Origin of the sequence: Pseudomonas faucium (genome assembly GCF_021602585.1) — a bacterium.
GTDB lineage: Bacteria > Pseudomonadota > Gammaproteobacteria > Pseudomonadales > Pseudomonadaceae > Aquipseudomonas > Aquipseudomonas faucium.
This window is the reverse complement of the sequence record NZ_BQIP01000014.1, coordinates 65,815-86,105: the sequence shown is the minus strand read 5'-3', so window position 1 is coordinate 86,105 and position 20,291 is coordinate 65,815. Positions and strand designations below refer to the sequence as shown.

Genomic DNA, 20,291 nt, shown 5'->3' with positions numbered 1-20,291 from the left:
GTTTCACACCTTCTCGCCAGCGGCCGTGCCCAGGCGTGCGAGCGCAAGCTTCAGGGCGTCGGCCAGGTTGGATTTGGTGGTCAGGGTGCCCAGGTCCAGGCCCAGGTGCACGATGGTCTGGGCGATCTGCGGGCGCACGCCGCTGATGATGCAATCGGCGCCCATCAGGCGGATGGCGGTCACGGTCTTGAGCAGGTGCTGGGCGACCAGGGTGTCGACCGTGGGCACGCCGGTGATGTCGATGATGGCGATCTCGGAGCCGGTGTCGACGATGCGCTGCAGCAGCGACTCCATCACCGTCTGGCTGCGCTGCGAGTCGAGGGTGCCGATCAGCGGCAAGGCCAGTACGCCCTCCCACAGCTTGACCACCGGGGTGGACAGCTCCAGCAGCTCTTCTTGCTGGCGCTTGATGACCGCCTCGCGGTTTTTCTGGTAGGTGCGGATGGTGTGCAGGCCGAAGGCATCCAGCAGTTGCGAGATTTCCCACAGCTGCTCGGCCAGCAGCGCCGGTTGTTCGCGGTAGTGGGCTTGCAGCAGGGTGAACAGCGGGCCCTTGAGGGCAAAGATGAAATAGGCGGTCTGGTGCGATTCCTGGCCGATCTGGGCACGGCTGGCCGAGAGTTTCTCGAGGAAGTGGCGGGTTTCTTCCCAGCCCTCGGCCCCCACCTGGTTGCCGCTGCCCTTGCGCAGGCCGTCCACCACCAGTTGCAGGAAGTCGCGGGTTTCCTGACGCAGGTCCTGCTCGCGGATATTGCGTGTCGCGCCGTTGGCTTCCAGCGCCGCGAGCCACTCCCCCAGCAACTGCGCCTGATTGCCGACAATCGCGTCCAACGTGCTGTTCTGCAGTGCTGCCATGTGCGCTTCGCTCCTGAAAAAGGCCGGTTTGGCTCCCGATAAGGAAGCCAGCTTCGGAAAATGACATCCGCCGTAGGAAATAGTTGTGGCGCGCGCAGGATAATTTCATTGCGCCAGCTGCCGTGCCGCTAACTCTAGGCCAAGATCGGCCCTGGCGTTGCCCAAGTGGGCGCCACTGAACAGTTTCCTCTGAACTTTGCCACCGCCCCTGGCTTCACCTGCATACACCTTGCCTTCCTACGTTCGCAGGAGTTGCCCGCCATGAGAGCACTGACCTACCACGGAGCCAACGATGTCAGAGTCGATACCGTCCCTGATCCCAGCATTCAGGAAGCGGACGACATCATCCTGAGGGTGACCGCCACCGCCATCTGCGGCTCGGACTTGCACCTGTACCGGGGCAAGATTCCGGCAACGGAACCCGGCGATATCTTCGGCCACGAGTTCATGGGCATTGTCGAGGACATCGGCAGCGCCGTTACCGGGCTACAGGTCGGCGACCGGGTGGTGATCCCCTTCGTCATTGCCTGCGGCAGTTGCTTCTTCTGCCAGCACGACCTGTTTGCCGCCTGTGAAACCACCAACACCGGCCGCGGCTCGATCATCAACCGCAAAGGCATACCGCCGGGGGCCGCCTTGTTCGGCTACAGCCATCTCTATGGCGGCATCCCTGGTGGCCAGGCCGATTACGTGAGGGTGCCCAAGGCCAATATCGGCCCGTTCAAGGTGCCTACCCACCTTGCCGACGACAAAGTGCTGTTTCTCTCCGACATCCTGCCGACTGCCTGGCAAGCGGTCATCAATGCCCAGATCAGCCAGGGCTCTACCGTGGCGATCTATGGCGCCGGCCCGGTCGGCTTGCTGAGCGCCGCCTGCGCGCGAATGCTCGGCGCCCAGGCCATCTTCATGGTGGACGACAATGACTACCGCCTGGCCTACGCCCAGCAAGCCTACGGCGTGCTACCGATCAACTTCGAACAGGATGACGACCCCGCCGACAGCATCATCCGCCAGACCCCAGGCATGCGCGGCGTGGACGCCGTGATCGACGCCGTCGGCTTCGAGGCCAAGGGCAGCACGGCGGAAACGGTAATGACCGCGTTGAAGATCGAGGGCAGCAGCGGCAAGGCGTTGCGCCAGAGCATCGCCGCAGTACGCCGGGGCGGCGTGGTCAGCGTCCCCGGCGTATATGCCGGGTTCATCCACGCCTTCATGTTCGGTGACGCGTTCGACAAGGGCCTGACTTTCAAGATGGGCCAGACCCACGTGCACAAGTACCTGCCCGAGCTGCTCGAATACATCGAGGACGGGCGCCTGCAACCGGAACTGATCGTCACCCACCGCCTGGCCCTGGAAGAAGCCGCCCTGGGCTACAAGCTGTTCGATCAGAAGCAGGACGACTGCCGCAAGGTCATTCTCGTGCCCGGCGCGGCGTCCGGCACCCCGGGCAGCGACTTCCAGTAGCCCGAAGCAACCAGTTACCGAGAGGGGTTTGCACCATGATCGATCAAGCCACAGGCATGAAACGGGGCGAGCGCTACTGCGTGGAGAATGTCGAGCGCGCCCATCAGTTCCCGGGGTTCTTCCAGGACGGCAAGTACTACCTTGGCCCGGAGCTGTTGACCGCGGTGGGCTGGCTGGAAGGCACCCGGTTCATCTACGACAGCCTGGATGCCGAGGGCGAACCGGTGTTTGCGGACCGCGTGGCCGGCACCATCGAAGGCCTGGCCTTGAAGCTGGTTGACGGCACAGCGCTGCAGCTTACGCCCATGCAAGACAGCGCGACCTTCGCGCCTGTGCCACAAGCCATGCCGCCTGCGGTGGCGGTGCCTGAACCGCAGCCACCACCCGCCAATACCGCCTGGAAGCGCCTGAACAACGGCTACGTGATCCTGGCGGGGGCTGCGCTACTGGGCTTCGTTGCCGGCTTTCTCATCACCGAGGCACAGCGCAAGCGGCGTTAGCCGGGCCCGGCCACCACCACCCGTCGTATCGAGCCGCGATCGCGTCCAACACTGGCGGCGCGCCCCGTTCGAACAGGTATGTGTTCTCGACTGCAGGAGCTTGCACCATGCGTGACTACCCGACCCCGCCCTTCCCTTCACAGCCGCAAAGCGTCCCCGGCTCACAGCGCAAGATGGAGCCCTACCCGGACTGCGGCGAGCAGAGCTACACCGGCCACGGCCGGCTGCAAGGCAAGATCGCGCTGATCACAGGGGCCGACAGCGGCATCGGCCGCGCCGTCGCCATCGCCTACGCCCGCGAAGGCGCGGATGTGGCCATTGCCTACCTGGATGAGCACGAAGACGCCCAGGAAACCGCACGCTGGGTCGAAGCCGCCGGCCGGCAATGCCTGCTGCTGCCCGGCGACCTGGCGCAGAAACAGCACTGCCATGCCATCGTCGACCAGACCGTGGCGAAGTTCGGGCGCATCGACATCCTGGTCAACAACGCGGCGTTCCAGATGGCCCATGAAAGCTTTGACGAGATCGACGATGACGAGTGGCTGATGACCTTCGACGTCAACATCACCGCCATCTTTCGAATCTGCAAGCGGGCCTTGCCGTCGATGCCCAAGGGCAGCTCGATCATCAACACCAGCTCGGTCAACTCCGATGACCCTTCGCCCAAGCTGCTGGCCTATGCCACCACCAAGGGCGCCATCGCCAACTTCACCGCCGGGCTGGCGCAGTTGCTGGCAGACAAGGGCATCCGGGTCAACAGCGTGGCGCCTGGCCCGATCTGGACGCCGTTGATTCCGGCCACCATGCCTGACGAGGCGGTGAAGAACTTTGGCTCGGGCTACCCGATGGGGCGGCCGGGGCAGCCGGTGGAGGTCGCCCCGATCTATGTGTTGCTGGGCTCGGACGAGGCCAGCTACATCTCAGGCTCGCGGTATGCCGTGACGGGAGGCAAACCCATTCTGTGACCGGCACTGCCGCTCGACTCTGCTGCACAAGGCGGGCTCCCATCCAGGAGAGCCCGGGTTCACCATCCGCGAAGAGGTTGCCCATGAACGCCATCGAACTCCTGATCCAGGACCACAAACTGGTCAAGAAGCTGCTCGAAGAACTGTCTTCCACCACCGAACGTGCGGTCAAACGGCGCGCCGAACTGCTCCATCGCATCGAACAGGAGCTGCAAGTGCACACTGCACTCGAAGAACAGATCCTCTACCCGGCCATCAAGGAGGCCGGTGGCAAAGAGGAAGCGAAGATGTATTACGAGGCCAAGGAAGAACACCGCACCGTCGACTCGCTGGTGCTGCCTGACCTGCTGCACACCGATACCGGCACCCTCGAATTCGCCGGCCGGGTCAAAGTGCTGAAGGAGCTGCTCGAGCACCACATCGAGGAAGAAGAAGACGCGTTGTTCCCCACGGCCAAGACATTGCTGGGCAAAGACCTGCTGGAGGAATTGGGGCAGACCATGCAAGCGCAGAAGAAAGTGCTCAAGGGTGAGCAACGCGCCGCTTGATCGGGGATCGGCGAGGGTACTTTGCGCAGCCTGGGCTGCGCTTTTTTTATTCAGGCAGGTGGCGGCTCAATTGAACACCCAGAGCACGCGGGTAGGTTTGTCGGTGAGGTTGGCATAGCGAAAGCTGGCGTGGGATTGCAGCTGAAAGCTGTCATTGGCGCGCAGCGTCACCGGCTCGCCTTCGTCCAGCCACACCGTGAGCTCACCTTCGAGCACGAAGCAGCCCTGCTCGGAGCTGTCATTGAGAAACTCCTCGCCGCTGGTGGCGCCGGGTTCGAGGTGGCTGTCGAGCATGGAGAAGCCACCGGTGATGGTGGGCGAAACCAGCACATCGGTGATGCCGCCGGCAAGGTGTAGCGTGCGCCGCTCGTGGGGGCGGGTTACCCAGTCCAGCTCGCGGGGCTTTTCCAGGTTGTAGAAGTAAGCGGTGGACACGCCGAGCGCTTCGCTGATGGCGGTCAGGTCCGCCACGGTCGGGCGCGAGACGCCGCGTTCGACCTGGGACAGAAAGCCCACCGAACGGCCGATGCGTTGGGCCAGCTCACCGAGGGTCAGGCCTTTGAACTTGCGCAGGTCGCGAAGCAGGGTTGCCAGTTGTTCGATTTCTTCGTGAACCATGATCGAGCGCGGCCAGAGGTTGCGAAATTATTGGCATGGAAAATACCTGAATAATTCCACAAATCAAGCGCATGCCCGGCGGGCACCGCGGCAGGGTTTGGCGCCCTGCCGAGGTGCCATGGCCTTACTGGAGCGCCTGGTAGGTCAGGTCCAGGCACTTGCGGGCCTTTTCCACCAGCTCGTCGATCTCTTCGAGGCTGATCACCAGGGGCGGCGCGATGATCATGGTGTCGCCCACGGCGCGCATGATCAGGCCGTTGTCGAAGCAGTGCTGGCGGCAGATCATGCCCACGCCCTTGCCCTGGTAGCGGGCGCGGGTGGCCTTGTCTTGCACCAGCTCGATCGCGCCGAGCATGCCCAGGCCGCGCACTTCGCCCACCAGCGGGTGATCGGCCAGCTCGCGCAGGCGCTGCTGCAGGTAGGGTGCGGTTTTTTCGTGAACCTGCTCGATGACCTTTTCCTCGCGCAGGATGCGCAGGTTCTCCAGGCCCACCGCCGCCGCCACCGGGTGGCCGGAATAGGTGAAGCCGTGGTTGAAGTCGCCGCCTTCGCTGATCACCTTGGCCACGCTGTCACGCACGATCACGCCGCCCATGGGGATGTAGCCGGAGGTGAGGCCCTTGGCGATGGTCATCAGGTCGGGCTTGAGGCCGTAGTAGTCGGTGCCGAACCACTCGCCGGTGCGGCCAAAGCCGCAGATCACTTCGTCGGCGACGAACAGGATGTCGTACTTGGCGAGGATCTCCTTGACCTTCGGCCAGTAGGTCTGCGGCGGGATGATCACGCCGCCGGCGCCCTGGATCGGCTCGGCGATGAAGGCCGCGACCTTGTCCTCGCCCACTTCCAGGATCTTCTTCTCCAGCTGCTCGGCTGCCCATACGCCGAAATCGGCCTCGGTCATCTCGCCGCCTTCACCGAACCAGTACGGCTGCGGGATGTGCACGATGTCCGGCAGCTGGCCGCCCTGCTCGTGCATGCCGCTCATGCCGCCCAGGCCTGCACCAGCAACGGTGGAGCCGTGGTAGCCGTTGATGCGGCCGATGATGACCTTCTTGTCCTTCTGGCCCTTGAGCGCCCAGTAGTGGCGGACCATGCGCAGCACGGTGTCGTTGCCTTCGGAGCCGGAGCCGGTGAAGAACACGTGGTTCATGCCCTGCGGGGCCACGTCGGCAATCGCCTTGGCCAGCTCCAGCGCCGGCGGGTGGGCGGTCTGGAAGAACAGGTTGTAGTACGGCAGTTCCTTCATCTGCTTGCTGGCCACCTCGGCCAGCTCGTCGCGGCCATAGCCAACCGCCACACACCAAAGGCCGGCCATGCCATCGAGGATCTTGTTGCCTTCGCTGTCCCAGAGGTACACGCCCTTGGCCGAGGTGATGATGCGCGGGCCCTTCTCGGCCAGTTGCTTGACATCGCTGAACGGTGCCAGGTGATGGTCACGGCTCATGGCCTGCCAGGCCAGGGTCTGCGAGTGCTTGTCAGTCATTGTTCTCTCTCCATCAAGTCGAGCAGCCGGGCTGCGGGAAATGTCTGTTGTCTATTCAGGCGGTCTTCAACATCAGTTGGCGCAACACCGAGCGTTGCCGGCAGGCTTTGCCGAACGCCTGGAACATCTTCAGGTAATGCGGGTTGTCCATGACCTGGAACTCCGGGTGCCATTGCACGGCCAGGGCGAAGCTCTTGGCGTGCTCGACCGAAATCGCTTCCACCAGGCCGTCCGGGGCAATGGCTTCCACCCGCAGCCCGGGCGCCAGCACATCGATGCCCTGGCCATGGATGGAGTTGACGTCGATGAGCGCCGGTATGCCCATGCGGTCCATCAGCCCGCCGGGCTGGATGTGCATCTTGTGACGCGGGCCGTATTGCTGGGCCAGGGGCTCGTCCTTGCCTTCACGGTGGTCCATGAACGTGCCGGTTTCATGCACCTTCTGGTGCAGGGTGCCGCCCAGCGCCACGTTCATCTCCTGAAAGCCCCGGCAGATGCCGAACACCGGCACACCGGCGGCGATCGCCGCACGCATCAGCGGCAAGGTCGTGGCATCGCGCAGGCGGTCGTGATGGGTGCCTGGCGCACTGGCCGGGCCGTTGTAGTGCAACGGTTCGATATTGGACGGCGAGCCGGTGAAGATCAGGCCATCCACCGTGTCGAGTATGTCGGCGGTATCCATCAACTCAGCGAGACTGGGAATCACGATGGGCAGGCCACAGGCCGCATTGGCGGCAGCGCGTGCGTACTTTTCGCTGATCGTCTGGGTTGCATGCTGCTCAATCATGCTGGTGCATGCAGTAATGCCGATAACAGGCACACGTGGCATATCAATCCTCCGGCAAATCACTCTTGCAAGTCAGGGTCAAACTTGTGGTTGGAAGGTGCAGCGCGGGTCACAGGAACCAGCGGTACTCGCGTGCATTGATTTCATTCAGAAAATCCAGCTGTTCCTGGCGCTTGTTCTCGCAATAGACCATCACGAACTCACTGCCCAGGCCTTGGTTGACCACCGGGTGGTGGCGCATGGCGGCCACTGCGCTCAGGGCATCCTTGGGGAAGTCGATGCCGCTCTGGCGGTTGTCGTTGAGCGGGGCGATGGGCTCCACGCCACGCTCCAGGCCGTGCTCCATGCCGGTCAAGATCGCCGCCAGCACCAGGTACGGGTTGGCATCGGCGCCGGCCAGGCGGTGTTCGATGCGCAGGTTGCGCGGGTCGGACTCGGGGATGCGAATGCACGCATCGCGGTCTTCGAAGCCCCAGCTGGCGCGGCTGGCGGCGTTGACCATGGCGCCGTAGCGGCGGTAGGCGTTGTGGTTGGGGGCGAAGATCGGCATGCAGTGCGGCAGCAGCTCCAGGCAACCGGCCACGGCATGGCGCAGGTTGCGCTGCTCGCGGCCCGCCAGGAGGTTGTTGCCGTCGTTGTCGTACAGGCTCACATGCACGTGCATGCCGCTGCCCGGGGCGTCCAGGTAAGGCTTGCTCATGAAGCTGGCGCGGTGGCCGTGCTTCATCGCCACGCCGCGGGTGCTGCGGCAGAACAGCGCCGACCAGTCCGCCGCACTGAGCGGGTCGTCGCTGTGGGAGAAGTTGATCTCGAACTGGCCCGGGCCGAGCTCGGCGGTGATCACGTTGGCCGGCACGCCCTGCTCGTTGGCCACATCGACCATCTCGTGGAGCACCGACGAGAAGCGCGAGAGCCGCTCGATGTGCATGTTCGGCTGGTCGTCCTGATCCTCGGTGGCAGCATCGCGCGGGAACTGCGGCAGGCCGTCCTTGAGCTTGCGGTCGAACAGGTAGAACTCAAGCTCGAACGCCACCACCGGGCGGATGCCACGCTTGGCAAGGCGCTCGATCACCCGCGCCAGCACCTCGCGCGGTTCGAATTCGATGGGCTTGGCGGTGCCATCGGAGGTGATCAGCATCTGCGCGATCACTTCCTGCTCCCAGCGCACCGGCTTGAGGGTGCCCGGCACCAGGCGCCGCGGGGCATCCGGGTCGCCGTCGGCAAAGCAGTAGTCGCCAATCGGGTACAGGCCGCCCTGGGTGCCAAGCAGCACGCAGTTCTGCGGCAGCTTCAGCGGGGTGCCGGCGGCGACTTTCTCGAGCATGTCCATGGGGTAGCGCTTGCCATAGAAGTGCCCGGGGATGTCCAGTGCAATCAGGTCGACGTAACGCACCTGCGGGTACTTGGCGCGAAAGGCACGTACTTCAGTCAACAGATCCGCAAAGATGACACTCATCTTCTTATCCTTGTTATGTGAACGAATTCAATTGAAAACCCAGAGCACGCGGGTCAGCTTGTCCGTCAGGTTGGCGTAACGGAAATGCGCGTGGGGGTTGAGCTGGAAGCTGTCGTTGGCCTGCAGGGTCACCGGCTCGCCATCGTCGAGCCACACCGTCAGTTCGCCCTCGAGGACGAAGCAGCCCTGCTCGGAGCGGTCGCTCAGGTACTGCTCGCCACTGGTCGCGCCTGGCTCCAGGCGGCTGTCGAGCATAGAAAAGGCGCCCGCGATGGTCGGCGAGGCCAGCACGTCGGTGATGCCCGAGGCCAGGTACAAGGTGCGCCGCTCGTGGGGGCGGGTGACCCAGCTGACTTCACGCGGCTTGCTCAGGTTGTAGAAGTACGCGGTGGAAACACCGAGCGTTTCGCTGATGGCGGTCAGGTCGGCCACGGTGGGGCGCGACACGCCCCGCTCTACCTGGGACAGAAACCCCACCGAACGATCGACGCGCTCGGCCAGCTCGCCCAGCGTCAGGTTCTTGAACTTGCGCAAGTCGTGAATGAGGATCGCCAGGGCTTCGACCTCTTCGTGCATCGTCATCGCTCAGCACCACCGTGAAATTATTGGACTTATTTTTCATGAAAAAATACATGAAAAATTTCACGAGTCAAGCGACGCGGACACACGATCGCGAGCGCCGGGTGCATTCCGGCGCTCGCGACATCAGGGCAATGAGGGGGTGATAGCGGCGTGGTTAGAGAATGTCGGCTTCACGCTCGATGATGCGGGTGATGATCGGCACCGGGGTCATCAGGTGCTCCAGCATCATCTTGCTGGCCTTGGCCGCATCGCGCCCGAGGATGGTGCCGACCAGTTCGGCATGCTCCTCGCGCTTGAGGCGCAAGGCCTCTTCCGACAGCACCGTGCGCTTGAGCCAGATCTGCCGGTAGCGCTCGGCCTGGTCCTGGAGAAAGGCCCGCGCCTGCAGCAGGCTCTTGGACCCGCAACCACTGGCGATGGCGTTGTGGAAGGCCTTGTGCCGGGCATCCCAGACATCGACCATTTCCTGCGGGGTATGCAGCTCGACCACCTTCGACAGCGTGTGCGAGGTGGCCACGATGGACGCCTCCCAGGCTTCATCGCCCTTCTCCACCGCCAGGCCGACGATCAGCGCCTCCAGGTGGGCACGGGCCTTGTAGACATCGACCATCTCGTCCAGCGACATGGTCGCCACCCGGTAGCCTTTCTGGTTGATGGCGCTGACCAGCCGCTCGCCCACCAGCCGCGCCAGCACCTCGCGCATCGGCCCGACGCCGACGGCATAGCGGTCTTTGAGGGCGCTCATCAGCAGCTTTTCGCCGGGGCGGTAGGCGCCACGGAGAATGTCGCTCTTCAAGCGCGCATAGGCAGCATCGGAGGTGGTTTCAGCGAGATCGGTCAGGTCCATCCACAGGGCTCTCTTGCAAGGCGCGCCTATCATACCGAACTCGACCAGGCAACGCAGAACGTTAACAAAAACATTTAATTATTACGTTTTACGAAAATGTAGACATTTTGAATTTTCAGCGATATTTTGGCGCCATCACTTGACCAGTTGATCCCCAGGAGCCGCCATGAACGCCATCACCCGCATCGATATGCCTGCCCTCGAGCAACCTGCCCTGCTGCACGGTTTCACCCTGCAATCGACGCCGCAGTCCGACCGCCTGCTGGAGCTGCGTTTGAGCAAGCAGACCGTCGAGGCCTTCGTCGCGGCAGTCGCCCAGTGGCCGGTGCAGGCGCTGGAGTACAAGTCGTTCCTGCGCTTCCAGGTGGGCAAGATCCTCGATGACATCTGCCAGGGCACCCTGCGCCCGGTCATCGTCAACACCCTGCTCGACCGCGGCACCGGCGGCCTGCTGGTGGTGCCCGAGGGCCTGGACAGCGTTGCCCAGGCCGAAGACATGGTGAAGCTCTCCACCGCCGTGGCGCACCTGCTGGGCCGTTCCAACTTCGATGCCATGAGCGGCCAGTTCTATGCGCGCTTCGTGGTCGAGAACATCGACAACTCCGACAGCTACCTGCGCCAGCCGCACCGGGTAATGGAGCTGCACAACGACGGCACCTTCGTCAACCAGATCACCGACTACGTGCTGATGATGAAGATCGACGAGCAGAACATGGAGGGTGGCAACTCGCTGCTGCAGCACCTGGACGACTGGGCTGAGCTGGACACCTTCTACAAGCACCCGCTGGCGCGCCGCGTGATGCGCTGGACCGCACCGCCGAGCAAGAACACCCGCGAGGACGTGTTCCACGCGGTGTTCGACACCGACGCGGTGGGCCGCCCGACCATGCGCTACATCGACCAGTTCGTGCAGCCGGACAACTTCGAGGAAGGCACCTGGCTGTTCCAGCTGGGCGAATCGCTGGAGAACAGCGTGAGCAAGGTGTCGATCCCGGTGGCGGTCGGCTCGTTCCTGCTGATCAACAACCTGTTCTGGCTGCATGGCCGTGACCGCTTCGTCGCCCACCCGGGCCTGCGCCGCGAACTGATGCGCCAGCGTGGCTACTTCAGCTTCCCGAAAATGGAACACCACCGCGGCCAGACCTCCAACTAACGTGCAAGCTGGCCTCGGCGTAAGAGCGCCGAGGCCAGCTTCAAGGAACACACCCATGTACGATTTCGTGATCATCGGGGGCGGCATCGTCGGCATGTCGACGGCGATGCAGCTGGCCGACCAGTACCCGCACGCACGCATGCTGCTGCTGGAAAAGGAAAGCGGCCCGGCGCAGCACCAGACTGGCCATAACAGTGGCGTGATCCATGCCGGCGTCTACTACACGCCCGGCAGCCTGAAGGCGAAGTTCTGCCTGGAGGGCAACAAGGCCACCAAACGCTTCTGCGATGAGCACGGCATCGCCTACGACGAGTGCGGCAAGCTGCTGGTCGCCACCAACGAGCTGGAGATGGAGCGCATGCGCGCGCTGTGGGAGCGCACCGCGGCCAATGGCCTGGAGCGTCACTGGCTGTCGGCTGGCGAGCTGCGCGAGCGCGAGCCCAATATCGTCGGTTTGGGCGGCATCTTCGTGCCTTCCAGCGGCATCGTGAACTATGCCGCCGTAACCGCGCAGATGAGCAAGGAATTCCAGAACAAAGGCGGCACGGTGCAGTTCGACACCGAGGTCACCGGCCTGGTCGAGCGCGCCGACTCGATCGTCGTCAGCAGCAACCGCGGCACCTACAGCACCCGCTACCTGGTGTCGTGCTCGGGGCTGATGGCCGACCGCATCGTGCGCATGCTCGGCGTGCAGCCGAGCTTCACCATCTGCCCGTTCCGGGGCGAGTACTACCTGCTGCCGCCGCAGCACAACCAGATCGTCAACCACCTGATCTACCCGATCCCCGACCCGTCGATGCCGTTTTTGGGCGTGCACCTGACGCGGATGATCGATGGCACGGTCACGGTCGGGCCGAACGCGGTGCTGGCGATGAAGCGCGAGGGTTATCGCAAGTCCGACATCTCCTTGAGCGACCTGGGCAGCATGCTTGGCCACCGCGGCATCCGCAAAGTGCTGCGCGACAACCTGCGCCCGGGGCTGATCGAGATGAAGAATTCGCTGCTCAAGGGCGCCTACCTCAAGACCGTGCAGAAGTACTGCCCGAGCCTGACCAAGGCAGACTTGAAGCCCTACCCGGCCGGGGTGCGGGCGCAGGCGGTGTCCAACGAAGGCAAGCTGATCGACGACTTCCTGTTCGTGAACACGGCGCGCAGCGTGAACGTGTGCAATGCACCGTCGCCGGCGGCGACCTCGGCGATACCGATCGGGGCGTACATCGTGTCCAAGGTTCAGGAGCAGGTGGGTGGTGACCTGAACAAGACCACGGTGCAGGTGCCGCACGCACAGGCGGTGTGAGCACCGCGCCGTTCGCCCGGTCGGCATTCAGGCCGGGCGAACGGGGCGGCGGGTCAGTTATCCAGTTCGTCTTTGGTGATGGCGCCGGTGTGCGGGTCGACGTGGAATTCGTAGCGTTTGCCGTCCGCCTTCATGCCTTCCCCTTCCCAATGGCCGTCATCGGCTTCGATCTTGGTGATCTGGGTGTAGCCGGCGCCCTTGAGCGTGGCTTCGGCCTGGTCCTTGGTCACGGTCCAGTCGGCGCCGGGTTGATCGGCCCAGGCTGCAGAAGCGCCCAGTGCGCCGACCAGGGCGAGGCCGGTGAACAGTCGAGTGATGGTTTTCATTGCCGACATCCTTTTTTTGCGAGGGTTAAAGGATGCGACTCGGGTGGGGTTGGGGCAGTTCCATTGCGTTGGGATTTGTGTTGGCTGGGCTGGCCTCATCGCGGATGAATCCGCTCCTACAAAGGCCGCGCGATCGCATGGGCGCAAAATCTCTAACCCCGAACACCTGGCCTCACATCCTGCAAAAGAACCTTGCTCCCCGAAAAATCACCACCGCTAGGCTGTCCAGAACACCCCATTCACAGATGATCACATGCCCAGCCCCAAAGGTTGTCTGCTCCGTCGCGGCAGATGCTCTGAACCCGGCCGAATCTACCTGCTTTCCACCGTCACCCAACAACGCCGTCCCTTGTTCCTGGATTTCCAACATGCCCGGACAGTGATAAGGCACCTTCGCCAGGCTGACCAAGAAAACAGCTGCCAGTCACTGGCCTGGGTAGTTATGCCTGACCATGTTCATTGGCTGATCGCGCTGAAGGATGAAACGCTGAGTAACTTGATGCGCCGCTTCAAGGCTCGATCAAGCCATATGTTGCGCAAAGCCGGGTGCCGATCTGTTCCCGTTTGGCAAGCTGGCTATCACGATCGCGCCTTGCGCCGGGAAGAGGATGTGGTGATGGCCGCCAGATACATCATTGCCAATCCCTTGAGAGCTGGGTTGGTGGAGAAGGTGGGAGATTATCCGCATTGGGATGCGGTTTGGGTGTGATGGCCCAGTGGCCGTCATGGGATGAATGGGGCCCATGAGATCGCGCGCCGCCCGCGCGGCGCATCGCGGATAAATCCGCTCCTACATTTGTTGCAACGTACCTATGCCTGATAGGCCATGGTTGTCAGCCTTGGGGGCACGACGCGATTTCTCGGCGGGCGCTAAAAGCGGACAACCATGGCCTGACAGACCGTGGCACGTTGCAACAAATGTAGGAGCGGATTTATCCGCGATGCGCCGCGCGGGCGGCGCGCGATCTCACCAACACAAACGATCTCCTGCCAACCCTCAAACACTCCCCACGACACTTGCCTCATTGGCATCCTGGCAACCATTGCGGCATGCACAGTCGAACTCCGCTTCAGCGCGCGTCGGGAAATTCAGGCTCAGGCGAACCTTGTCCTGCGTGTCATACAGGTCATACCCCTCCCCCAGCACGCTGGGAAAGCCGATGCGTCGCGGAAATACCTCCTTCTGGCGGGGTACGGCGGGCACCACAACGAATCGAATCTGCATGACCATCCCTCTTCCGGCAGTGCTTAAGTATTAGTCTGCTTATGGGAAACACTCAAGTTCACTCATGCAAAGATTTCATTTGCGGTTTCAAGCAGTGCTGAAACGACCTGACGATCTGGTTATTGCTGCGCTCGACCAGGTGATACAGGTAGGTTTCGGTGCAGACCGGGTCGCCCTCGATGCGGATCATCTTCAGTTGCGGGTCGGCGATGTATTCCGCCTCCGACACCGCCCCAATGCCCAGGCGCCGGATCACCGCCTCGCGCAAGGCCTCGCGGCTGCCGATTTCCATGGCCACCTTCGGCGTCACCTGGGCCCGCTCCAGGGCCCGCTCCAGCGCCAGGCGGGTGGTCGAACCGCTTTCGCGGCGCAGCAGGCGCTGGCCTTGCAAGGCCTGCAACGGCACCTGGTCATGGCGCGCAAACGGGTGCTCGACATGGGCGAACAGCACCACCGGGTGGCGCGCGTAAAGGTGCGCGACGAAGTTGGGGTCATCGTGCAGCCCCGCCAGCACACCGATGTCGATCACGTAGTTTTCCAGGTCTTCGAGCACCGAGGCCGAGTTGCCGATGCGGATCGAAACCTCGATCTGCGGGTATTCCCGGCAATAGTGGTCCACCATCTCGATCACATGAAACGGGCCCACCGCACCCAGCTTCAAATGCCCGCGGTTGAGCTTGCCCGAGTCCTTGAGCAGCCCCGCCGCCTCGGTCTCGAGCATCGACAGCTGCTGGGCGATCGGCAGCAGTGCCCGGCCCACGTCGGTCAGCTCGATGCGCCGGCCGCGCCGATGGAACAGTTCGACGTTGAACTCGCGCTCCAACCCCTGGATCTGGTTGGTAGCGGTCGGCTGGCTCAAGCCGATGGCTCTGGCACCGGCACTGAAGCTGGCATGGCGGGCAACGGCGAGAAAGGTGCGCAGGCGGGCCGTGGACATCCATAGATCCTTTGAATGGTTGGCTGGGAAAACCGATATTGAACTGATGCGGTGACTGTCACATGACAGCCCTAGTTTGGCGTTACCGACAACAACCCCTCCGGTAACCCCATGACTTCCTTCGCTCGTCTGTTCCGCTTTGCCCAGCTCGCCCTGGTTCCGCTGCTGCTCGCGCCAGCGGTGCAGGCCCAGCAGGTGCTCACCGTCGGCCTGATCCCCTCGGAGGATTCCCAGGCGATGATCAAGAGCAGCCAGCAGGTGCTCGACCAACTGCAACAGCGCCTGGGCATGCCGGTAAAGCCCTTCGTCGCCACCGACTACAACGGCGTGATCGAAGCCCTGCGCGCCGGCAAGCTGGATGTCGCCTACCTCGGCCCGTTCTCCTACGTGCTGGCCAACCAGGTCGCCGGGGCCGAAGCCTTCGCCGTGGCCGTGACCAAGAAAACCGCCAGCAGCGCCTACCACAGCCTGATCATTGCCCGCCAGGACAGCCAGATCCGCACCCTCGATGACCTCAAGGGCCATACCTTCGCCTTCGTCGACCCAAGCTCGGCCTCGGGCCACCTGTTCCCCAAGGCCGGCCTCGAGCAGGCCGGCCACGACCCGCAGGCGCTGTTCTCGCGGGTGATCTTCTCCGGCTCCCACGACGCCAGCATCCTCGCCGTGGCCAACCGCAAGGTCGACGCCGCCGCCGTGGCCGATCGCATCCTCAGCGGGGCGATCAACAGCGGCCAGGTCAAGCAGGACGACCTGCGCGTGGTGTGGACCTCGCCCGACATCCCCGAATCGCCCATGGTCTGGCGCAAGAACCTGGACCCCGAACTGCAGCAGAAGCTGCGCGGCGCCTTTGCCGCGATCAAGGACGTGCCATGGGGCGACCAGGGCCTGCTCAATGGCTTCCAGCCCACCAGCGACGCCGCCTACAACGTGGTGCGCGACACCGCCAAGGTGCTCGACCTGAACCTGCGGAGCCTGAAATGATCCGCATCCAGCGCCTGAGCAAAGGCTACGCCGACAACCCGGTGCTCAAGGGCATCGACCTTGAAGTCGAGGCTGGCGAATTCGTGGTCATCCTCGGCCGCTCCGGCGCCGGCAAATCGACCCTGCTGCGCTGCATGAACCGCCTGGCACAGGCCGATGGCGGCCAGTTGCAGGTCGCCGGGATAGACGCCATGGGCACCGGCGATGTGCGCGAGCTGCGCCGGCGCGTGGCGATGATCTTCCAGCACCACAACGTGGTGCCGCGCCTGTCGGTATTGAAGAACGTGCTCACCGGCCGCCTCGGCTACTGCAGCACCCTGGCCTCGCTGCTGCAGGTGTTCAGCCGCGAAGACGTGGCCCTGGCGCGCGACTGCCTGCGCCGGGTGGAGCTGGAGCACAAGGCGCCGGCCCGCACCGATTCGCTGTCTGGCGGGCAGATGCAGCGCGTGGGCATTGCCCGCGCCTTGGCGCAGCGCCCCCAGGTGATCCTGGCCGACGAGCCGGTGGCCAGCCTCGACCCCAAGACCGCGCACCTGGTGATGCACTACCTGCGCGACGCCGCCCGCAGCCTGGGGATCACCGTGGTGTGCAACCTGCACCAGGTGGACCTGGCCATGGAGTTCGGCGACCGCATCATCGGCCTTGCCAGCGGGCGCCTGGTGTTCGACGGCCGCCCGGGGCAACTGGACGAGCAGGCCCTGCAGCGCATCTACGAAAGCCCGGCGGCCAGCGAGCCGCTGCCTCAATTCACGGCCAGCGCCCGCTGCGCCGGTGCGGGAGCCTGAACATGAACCTGCAGACCCATCAATGGCTGGTCAACACCCCGCGCAGCGCGCGCGGCTGGCTAAGCAGCGGCGTGCTGCTGGTGCTGGCGCTCGGCGTGCTGCACTGGAGCGCCGAAGGCGCGCAACTGAGCTGGGCCGACCTGGCCAGCGGCCTGCCGCAGATCGGCGACTTCCTCGGCCGTTCGCTGCCACCGGACCTGAGCATCCTGCCAAGCCTGTGGCGCCCGGCGCTGGAAACCCTGCAGATCGCCCTCTGGGGCACCTTGCTGGGCATCCTGCTGGCGGTGCCGCTGGGCTTTCTCGCCGCCCGCAACCTGCACCGCAACCGCTGGCTGCACCAGGGCACGCGGCAGATGCTCAACGTGATCCGCAGCATCAACGAACTGATCCTCGCCCTGGTGTTCGTCTCGGCCGTCGGCCTCGGGCCGTTCCCCGGCGTGCTGGCCCTGGCGCTGCACGGGGTGGGCATGCTCGGCAAGTTCTTCGCCGAGAGCATCGAGGAGATCGACCAGGGGCCGATCGAAGCCCTGCGCGCAACGGGTGCCAACGCCTTGCAGGTGATCGCCTTCGGCGTGCTGCCGCAGGTGGTCACGGCGTGGATTGCCGTGGTGCTGTACCGCTTCGAGGTCAACCTGCGTTCGGCCACGGTGCTGGGCATGGTCGGCGCGGGCGGCCTTGGCTTTGAACTGGTGAGCAGCCTGAAGCTGTTCAAGTACCAGGAAACCGCCACCTGCATCCTGGTCATCACCCTCATGGTGGTGCTTGCCGACTTGCTTTCGAGCCGCCTGCGCTACGCCATCCAGGGCACTGCCCGTCACTGATCACGTGCCTTTGCCATGACCTCATCACTGCAAGCTAGACGCCCCGTGCCTCTCCCTATCGGCCCAGCCGATGGATACCTGCAAACAATCGATTTGAGCTATGCGAGGGCGGCCCCGACGATGGCGACAACCTCCAACAACAAAAACCAGGGAGTCGCCATGACTGCTCGTTTCCACAACCCGGTCGATACCCGCTTCGGCTGCGCCAGCCTGCTCGAGCTCGATGCCCTCACCGCCGGCCAGCAGGTCGCGCTGGTGATCTTCCCCGAGGCCCGCGGCCTGGGCCTGCTGGCGCGTATCCAGGCGCTGCTCGGCGAGCGCCTGGCCTACATCGTCGAGGATGTCCAGCCCAACCCCGACGTCGCCCAGCTGCGCGGCACCTACGAACGCTTCTGGCGTGAGGCGCCGGGCTGTGAAACGGTGATCGCCGTCGGCGGCGGCAGCGCCATCGACACCGCCAAGGCGCTGATCGTCGGCACCGAGAACGGCAGCTTCGACGAGCTGCTGCGCGGCTTGTCGTCTGCCAAGCCGTTCGTGCCGGCGCGCTGCAAGGGCCTGATCGCCGTGCCCACCACGGCCGGCACCGGCAGTGAAGTGACGCCATGGGCGACGATCTGGGACAGCGCCAACCACAAGAAGTACTCCCTGCACCTGGACTGCACCTGGCCGAAAGTGGCGATCATCGACCCGCAACTGATGCTCACGGTGCCGGCCGGCGTGACCGTTTCCACAGGCCTGGACGCCCTGTCCCACGCCCTGGAGTCGATCTGGAACATCAACGCCAACCCGCTCTCCGACAGCTTTGCCATCTCCGCGATCGGCGACATCCTGGAGTGCCTGCCCAAGCTGCGCAGCGACCTGGCCAACCAGGAACTGCGCGCACGCATGGCTCTGGCAGCGCTCAAGGCCGGCATGGCGTTCTCCAATACCAAGACCGCCCTCGCCCATTCCATCTCCTACGAAATGACCCTGCGCCACGGCCTGCCCCATGGCATCGCCTGCTCCTTCATCCTGCCGCTGGTGCTGGGGCTGGCCTGGGGCCGCGATGCAACCCGCGACCGCACTCTGCGCCAGGTGTTCGGCGACGACCTGGCCCTGGCCCAGGTGCAGCTGCGCAGCTTCCTCCACGGGCTTGGGGTGAAGACCGATTTTGCCGACTACGGCGTGTCGGCGGCCGAGGCCGAGCAGATCATCGCCTATGCCCTGCAAGGGGCACGCGGCAAGAACTTCATCGGCGCCCAGGCCGCTTGAGGGCGAGGCAACCCACCGCCACGGCCTGCCGTGGCATTTCCTGATGCACCGCAAAAGAGTGCCCACCTGCGCGGCCTGGCCGGCGGGAACGAACAACAAGGAAAACCACCATGAACCGTGCGCAAACCTATGCAAGCCTTGCCGTACCTGCCTCCTCGTTTCGCCTGGCACAGTGGCGCATGCTGCTGGCCGCGATGTTCTGCTACCTGTTCTTCTATACCGGCCGGCAGACCTTCGGCTTTGCCATCCCCGGCATCCAGGCCGAGTTCGGCCTGAGCAAGGAAACCCTGGGCTGGGCCTCGGCGGCCATGTTGTGGGCCTACGCCATCGGCCAGGCGATCAACGGCAACCTCGCCGACAAGTTCGGCGGGCGGCGCATCATGAGCCTGGGCGCGGTGCTGTCGTGCGCCGCCAACTGGGTCACCAGCTTCGCCGGCGGCTTTGCCAGCCTGATCCTGCCGTGGGGGCTCAATGGCTACTTCCAGGCGCTGGGCTGGGCGCCAGGCAGCCGCCTGCTGTCGAACTGGTGGAGCGCCGGTGAGCGCGGCAAGGTCTATGGCTTCTATGTGTTCGCGGCCGGGTGCGCGTCGATCCTGTCGTACATCACCTCGATCGTGGTGCTGGAGGTGCTGCAACTGGAGTGGCGCTGGATCTTCCGCCTGCCGGTGCTGCTGATGCTCGCAGGCGGCATCCTGTTCTACCTGATTGCCCGTGAGCGCCCCCAGGACATGGGCTTCGAGCCCCTGGCCGATACCGGCGTGGCCAACGCCAACGACAAGGGCCAGGAAGCCGTGGGCGAGCAGGAAAGCTCCCTGCAACGCTACAAGGCAGTGCTGAAGAACGCCCGCCTGATCATCGCCGCGTTGTCGCTGGGCTTCCAGAACGCCGCACGCTATGGGCTGATCGTCTGGGTGCCGGTGCATTTTCTCGGCGCCGACTGGAAGCACGGCGACGGCTTCATCGACCCCAAGTGGATCACCGTCGCGCTGCCGGTGGGCATGGCCATCGGCGCACTGAGCAACGGCTGGGTGTCCGACCGCCTGTTCGGCTCCAAGCGTTACCTGGCGATCATGCTCTACATGCTGCTGGGCGCTGCCACCAGCCTGTGGATGTGGAGCCTGCCGGCCCACAGCGCGATCGGCCTGGTGGCGCTGTTTCTCTGCGGCTTCTTCGTCTACGGCCCGGCGTCCAGCTTCTGGGCACTGTGCCCGGACCTGGTCGGCGCCAAGCGCGCCGGCACCGCCACCGGCATCATGAATTTCTCTTCCTACCTGTTCGCCGGCCTGGCCGAGCCATTGATCGGCTCGATGCTCGACAGCACCGGCAACACTTCGCTGATTTTCATCGTGGTGACAGCCGCGTGCCTTTCCAGCGCCGCCGTCGCCTTGTTCATCCGCCGCTAGGCAGCCC

The 20,291-nt window shown here is 64.2% G+C and carries 21 protein-coding genes and 1 pseudogene; 12 read left to right on the top strand and 10 right to left on the bottom strand.

From position 1 onward, the window contains the following. Nucleotides 1-3: 3 nt before the first annotated feature. Entirely contained in the window at nucleotides 4-855 is an 852-nt protein-coding gene (locus L6D75_RS17300) for an STAS domain-containing protein (protein ID WP_176511475.1), read from the bottom strand. Between the two features lie 261 nt (nucleotides 856-1,116). Here L6D75_RS17300 and L6D75_RS17295 point away from each other — a divergent pair, with 261 nt between their 5' ends. From L6D75_RS17295 to L6D75_RS17280, 4 genes and pseudogenes are all read left to right on the top strand, one after another. After that, nucleotides 1,117-2,319: a zinc-dependent alcohol dehydrogenase gene (locus L6D75_RS17295; protein WP_176511474.1), complete on the top strand. Its 1,203-nt coding sequence runs from the start codon at nucleotides 1,117-1,119 to the stop codon at nucleotides 2,317-2,319. Between the two features lie 35 nt (nucleotides 2,320-2,354). Further along, nucleotides 2,355-2,619, top strand: a pseudogene (locus L6D75_RS17290) (SDR family oxidoreductase); the annotation flags it as partial. A gap of 307 nt (nucleotides 2,620-2,926) precedes the next feature. After that, on the top strand, nucleotides 2,927-3,784 hold the full coding sequence (locus tag L6D75_RS17285) for an SDR family oxidoreductase (protein WP_176511472.1): 858 nt from the start codon (nucleotides 2,927-2,929) through the stop codon (nucleotides 3,782-3,784). A gap of 83 nt (nucleotides 3,785-3,867) precedes the next feature. Then, entirely contained in the window at nucleotides 3,868-4,332 is a 465-nt protein-coding gene (locus tag L6D75_RS17280; RefSeq protein ID WP_176511471.1) for a hemerythrin domain-containing protein, read from the top strand. A 66-nt stretch (nucleotides 4,333-4,398) separates the two neighbouring features. Here the strand turns inward: L6D75_RS17280 and L6D75_RS17275 are convergent, their stop codons facing one another. The 6 genes from L6D75_RS17275 to csiR all read right to left on the bottom strand — a co-directional run bounded on the left by L6D75_RS17275 (nucleotide 4,399) and on the right by csiR (nucleotide 10,105). Beyond that, entirely contained in the window at nucleotides 4,399-4,953 is a 555-nt protein-coding gene (locus tag L6D75_RS17275; RefSeq protein ID WP_176511523.1) for a helix-turn-helix domain-containing protein, read from the bottom strand. Nucleotides 4,954-5,074: 121 nt separating this feature from the next. After that, nucleotides 5,075-6,433, bottom strand: a complete 1,359-nt coding sequence (locus tag L6D75_RS17270; RefSeq protein WP_176511470.1) for an aspartate aminotransferase family protein — start codon at nucleotides 6,431-6,433, stop codon at nucleotides 5,075-5,077. 55 nt (nucleotides 6,434-6,488) lie between these two features. Next, entirely contained in the window at nucleotides 6,489-7,262 is a 774-nt protein-coding gene (locus L6D75_RS17265) for a gamma-glutamyl-gamma-aminobutyrate hydrolase family protein (protein WP_176511469.1), read from the bottom strand. A 67-nt stretch (nucleotides 7,263-7,329) separates the two neighbouring features. Continuing rightward, on the bottom strand, nucleotides 7,330-8,676 hold the full coding sequence (locus L6D75_RS17260) for a glutamine synthetase family protein (protein WP_176511468.1): 1,347 nt from the start codon (nucleotides 8,674-8,676) through the stop codon (nucleotides 7,330-7,332). A 27-nt stretch (nucleotides 8,677-8,703) separates the two neighbouring features. Further along, nucleotides 8,704-9,258, bottom strand: a complete 555-nt coding sequence (locus L6D75_RS17255; RefSeq protein WP_176511467.1) for a helix-turn-helix domain-containing protein — start codon at nucleotides 9,256-9,258, stop codon at nucleotides 8,704-8,706. A gap of 154 nt (nucleotides 9,259-9,412) precedes the next feature. Then, nucleotides 9,413-10,105 carry a DNA-binding transcriptional regulator CsiR gene (csiR, locus tag L6D75_RS17250; RefSeq protein ID WP_176511466.1) on the bottom strand — a complete coding sequence of 231 codons (693 nt, stop codon included), beginning with the start codon at nucleotides 10,103-10,105 and terminating at the stop codon, nucleotides 9,413-9,415. 166 nt (nucleotides 10,106-10,271) lie between these two features. Between csiR and glaH the strand changes: the two genes are divergently transcribed. Both glaH and lhgO read left to right on the top strand, forming a co-directional pair. Continuing rightward, nucleotides 10,272-11,258: a glutarate dioxygenase GlaH gene (gene glaH, locus L6D75_RS17245; protein WP_176511465.1), complete on the top strand. Its 987-nt coding sequence runs from the start codon at nucleotides 10,272-10,274 to the stop codon at nucleotides 11,256-11,258. A 55-nt stretch (nucleotides 11,259-11,313) separates the two neighbouring features. Continuing rightward, nucleotides 11,314-12,555 carry an L-2-hydroxyglutarate oxidase gene (gene lhgO, locus L6D75_RS17240; protein ID WP_176511464.1) on the top strand — a complete coding sequence of 414 codons (1,242 nt, stop codon included), beginning with the start codon at nucleotides 11,314-11,316 and terminating at the stop codon, nucleotides 12,553-12,555. A 53-nt stretch (nucleotides 12,556-12,608) separates the two neighbouring features. On the opposite strand, the gene L6D75_RS17235 is transcribed toward lhgO, so the two are convergent. Continuing rightward, nucleotides 12,609-12,881, bottom strand: coding sequence for a PepSY domain-containing protein (locus tag L6D75_RS17235; protein WP_176511463.1), 273 nt, complete (start codon nucleotides 12,879-12,881; stop codon nucleotides 12,609-12,611). 253 nt (nucleotides 12,882-13,134) lie between these two features. Here L6D75_RS17235 and L6D75_RS17230 point away from each other — a divergent pair, with 253 nt between their 5' ends. Continuing rightward, nucleotides 13,135-13,590: an REP-associated tyrosine transposase gene (locus L6D75_RS17230; RefSeq protein ID WP_176511462.1), complete on the top strand. Its 456-nt coding sequence runs from the start codon at nucleotides 13,135-13,137 to the stop codon at nucleotides 13,588-13,590. Between the two features lie 288 nt (nucleotides 13,591-13,878). Here the strand turns inward: L6D75_RS17230 and L6D75_RS17225 are convergent, their stop codons facing one another. Both L6D75_RS17225 and L6D75_RS17220 read right to left on the bottom strand, forming a co-directional pair. Then, entirely contained in the window at nucleotides 13,879-14,112 is a 234-nt protein-coding gene (locus L6D75_RS17225) for a hypothetical protein (RefSeq protein ID WP_176517476.1), read from the bottom strand. Nucleotides 14,113-14,164: 52 nt separating this feature from the next. Next, the gene (locus L6D75_RS17220) at nucleotides 14,165-15,043 is read right to left on the bottom strand and encodes a LysR substrate-binding domain-containing protein (protein ID WP_176517477.1); all 879 of its coding nucleotides are present in this window, start codon (nucleotides 15,041-15,043) and stop codon (nucleotides 14,165-14,167) included. Nucleotides 15,044-15,154: 111 nt separating this feature from the next. Here L6D75_RS17220 and phnD point away from each other — a divergent pair, with 111 nt between their 5' ends. The 5 genes from phnD (at nucleotide 15,155) to L6D75_RS17195 (ending at nucleotide 20,284) form a co-directional block, all read left to right on the top strand. After that, nucleotides 15,155-16,024: a phosphonate ABC transporter substrate-binding protein gene (gene phnD, locus L6D75_RS17215; RefSeq protein WP_176517478.1), complete on the top strand. Its 870-nt coding sequence runs from the start codon at nucleotides 15,155-15,157 to the stop codon at nucleotides 16,022-16,024. Next, complete coding sequence (gene phnC / locus L6D75_RS17210; protein ID WP_176517479.1) at nucleotides 16,021-16,809, top strand: phosphonate ABC transporter ATP-binding protein; 789 nt, start codon at nucleotides 16,021-16,023, stop codon at nucleotides 16,807-16,809. Before phnD ends, phnC begins: the two co-directional genes overlap by 4 nt. A gap of 2 nt (nucleotides 16,810-16,811) precedes the next feature. Further along, nucleotides 16,812-17,630 carry a phosphonate ABC transporter, permease protein PhnE gene (gene phnE, locus L6D75_RS17205; RefSeq protein ID WP_176517480.1) on the top strand — a complete coding sequence of 273 codons (819 nt, stop codon included), beginning with the start codon at nucleotides 16,812-16,814 and terminating at the stop codon, nucleotides 17,628-17,630. A 159-nt stretch (nucleotides 17,631-17,789) separates the two neighbouring features. Then, on the top strand, nucleotides 17,790-18,881 hold the full coding sequence (psrA, locus tag L6D75_RS17200) for an iron-containing alcohol dehydrogenase PsrA (protein WP_176517481.1): 1,092 nt from the start codon (nucleotides 17,790-17,792) through the stop codon (nucleotides 18,879-18,881). A gap of 110 nt (nucleotides 18,882-18,991) precedes the next feature. Beyond that, the gene (locus tag L6D75_RS17195; protein ID WP_176517482.1) at nucleotides 18,992-20,284 is read left to right on the top strand and encodes an MFS transporter; all 1,293 of its coding nucleotides are present in this window, start codon (nucleotides 18,992-18,994) and stop codon (nucleotides 20,282-20,284) included. Nucleotides 20,285-20,291: the final 7 nt, after the last annotated feature.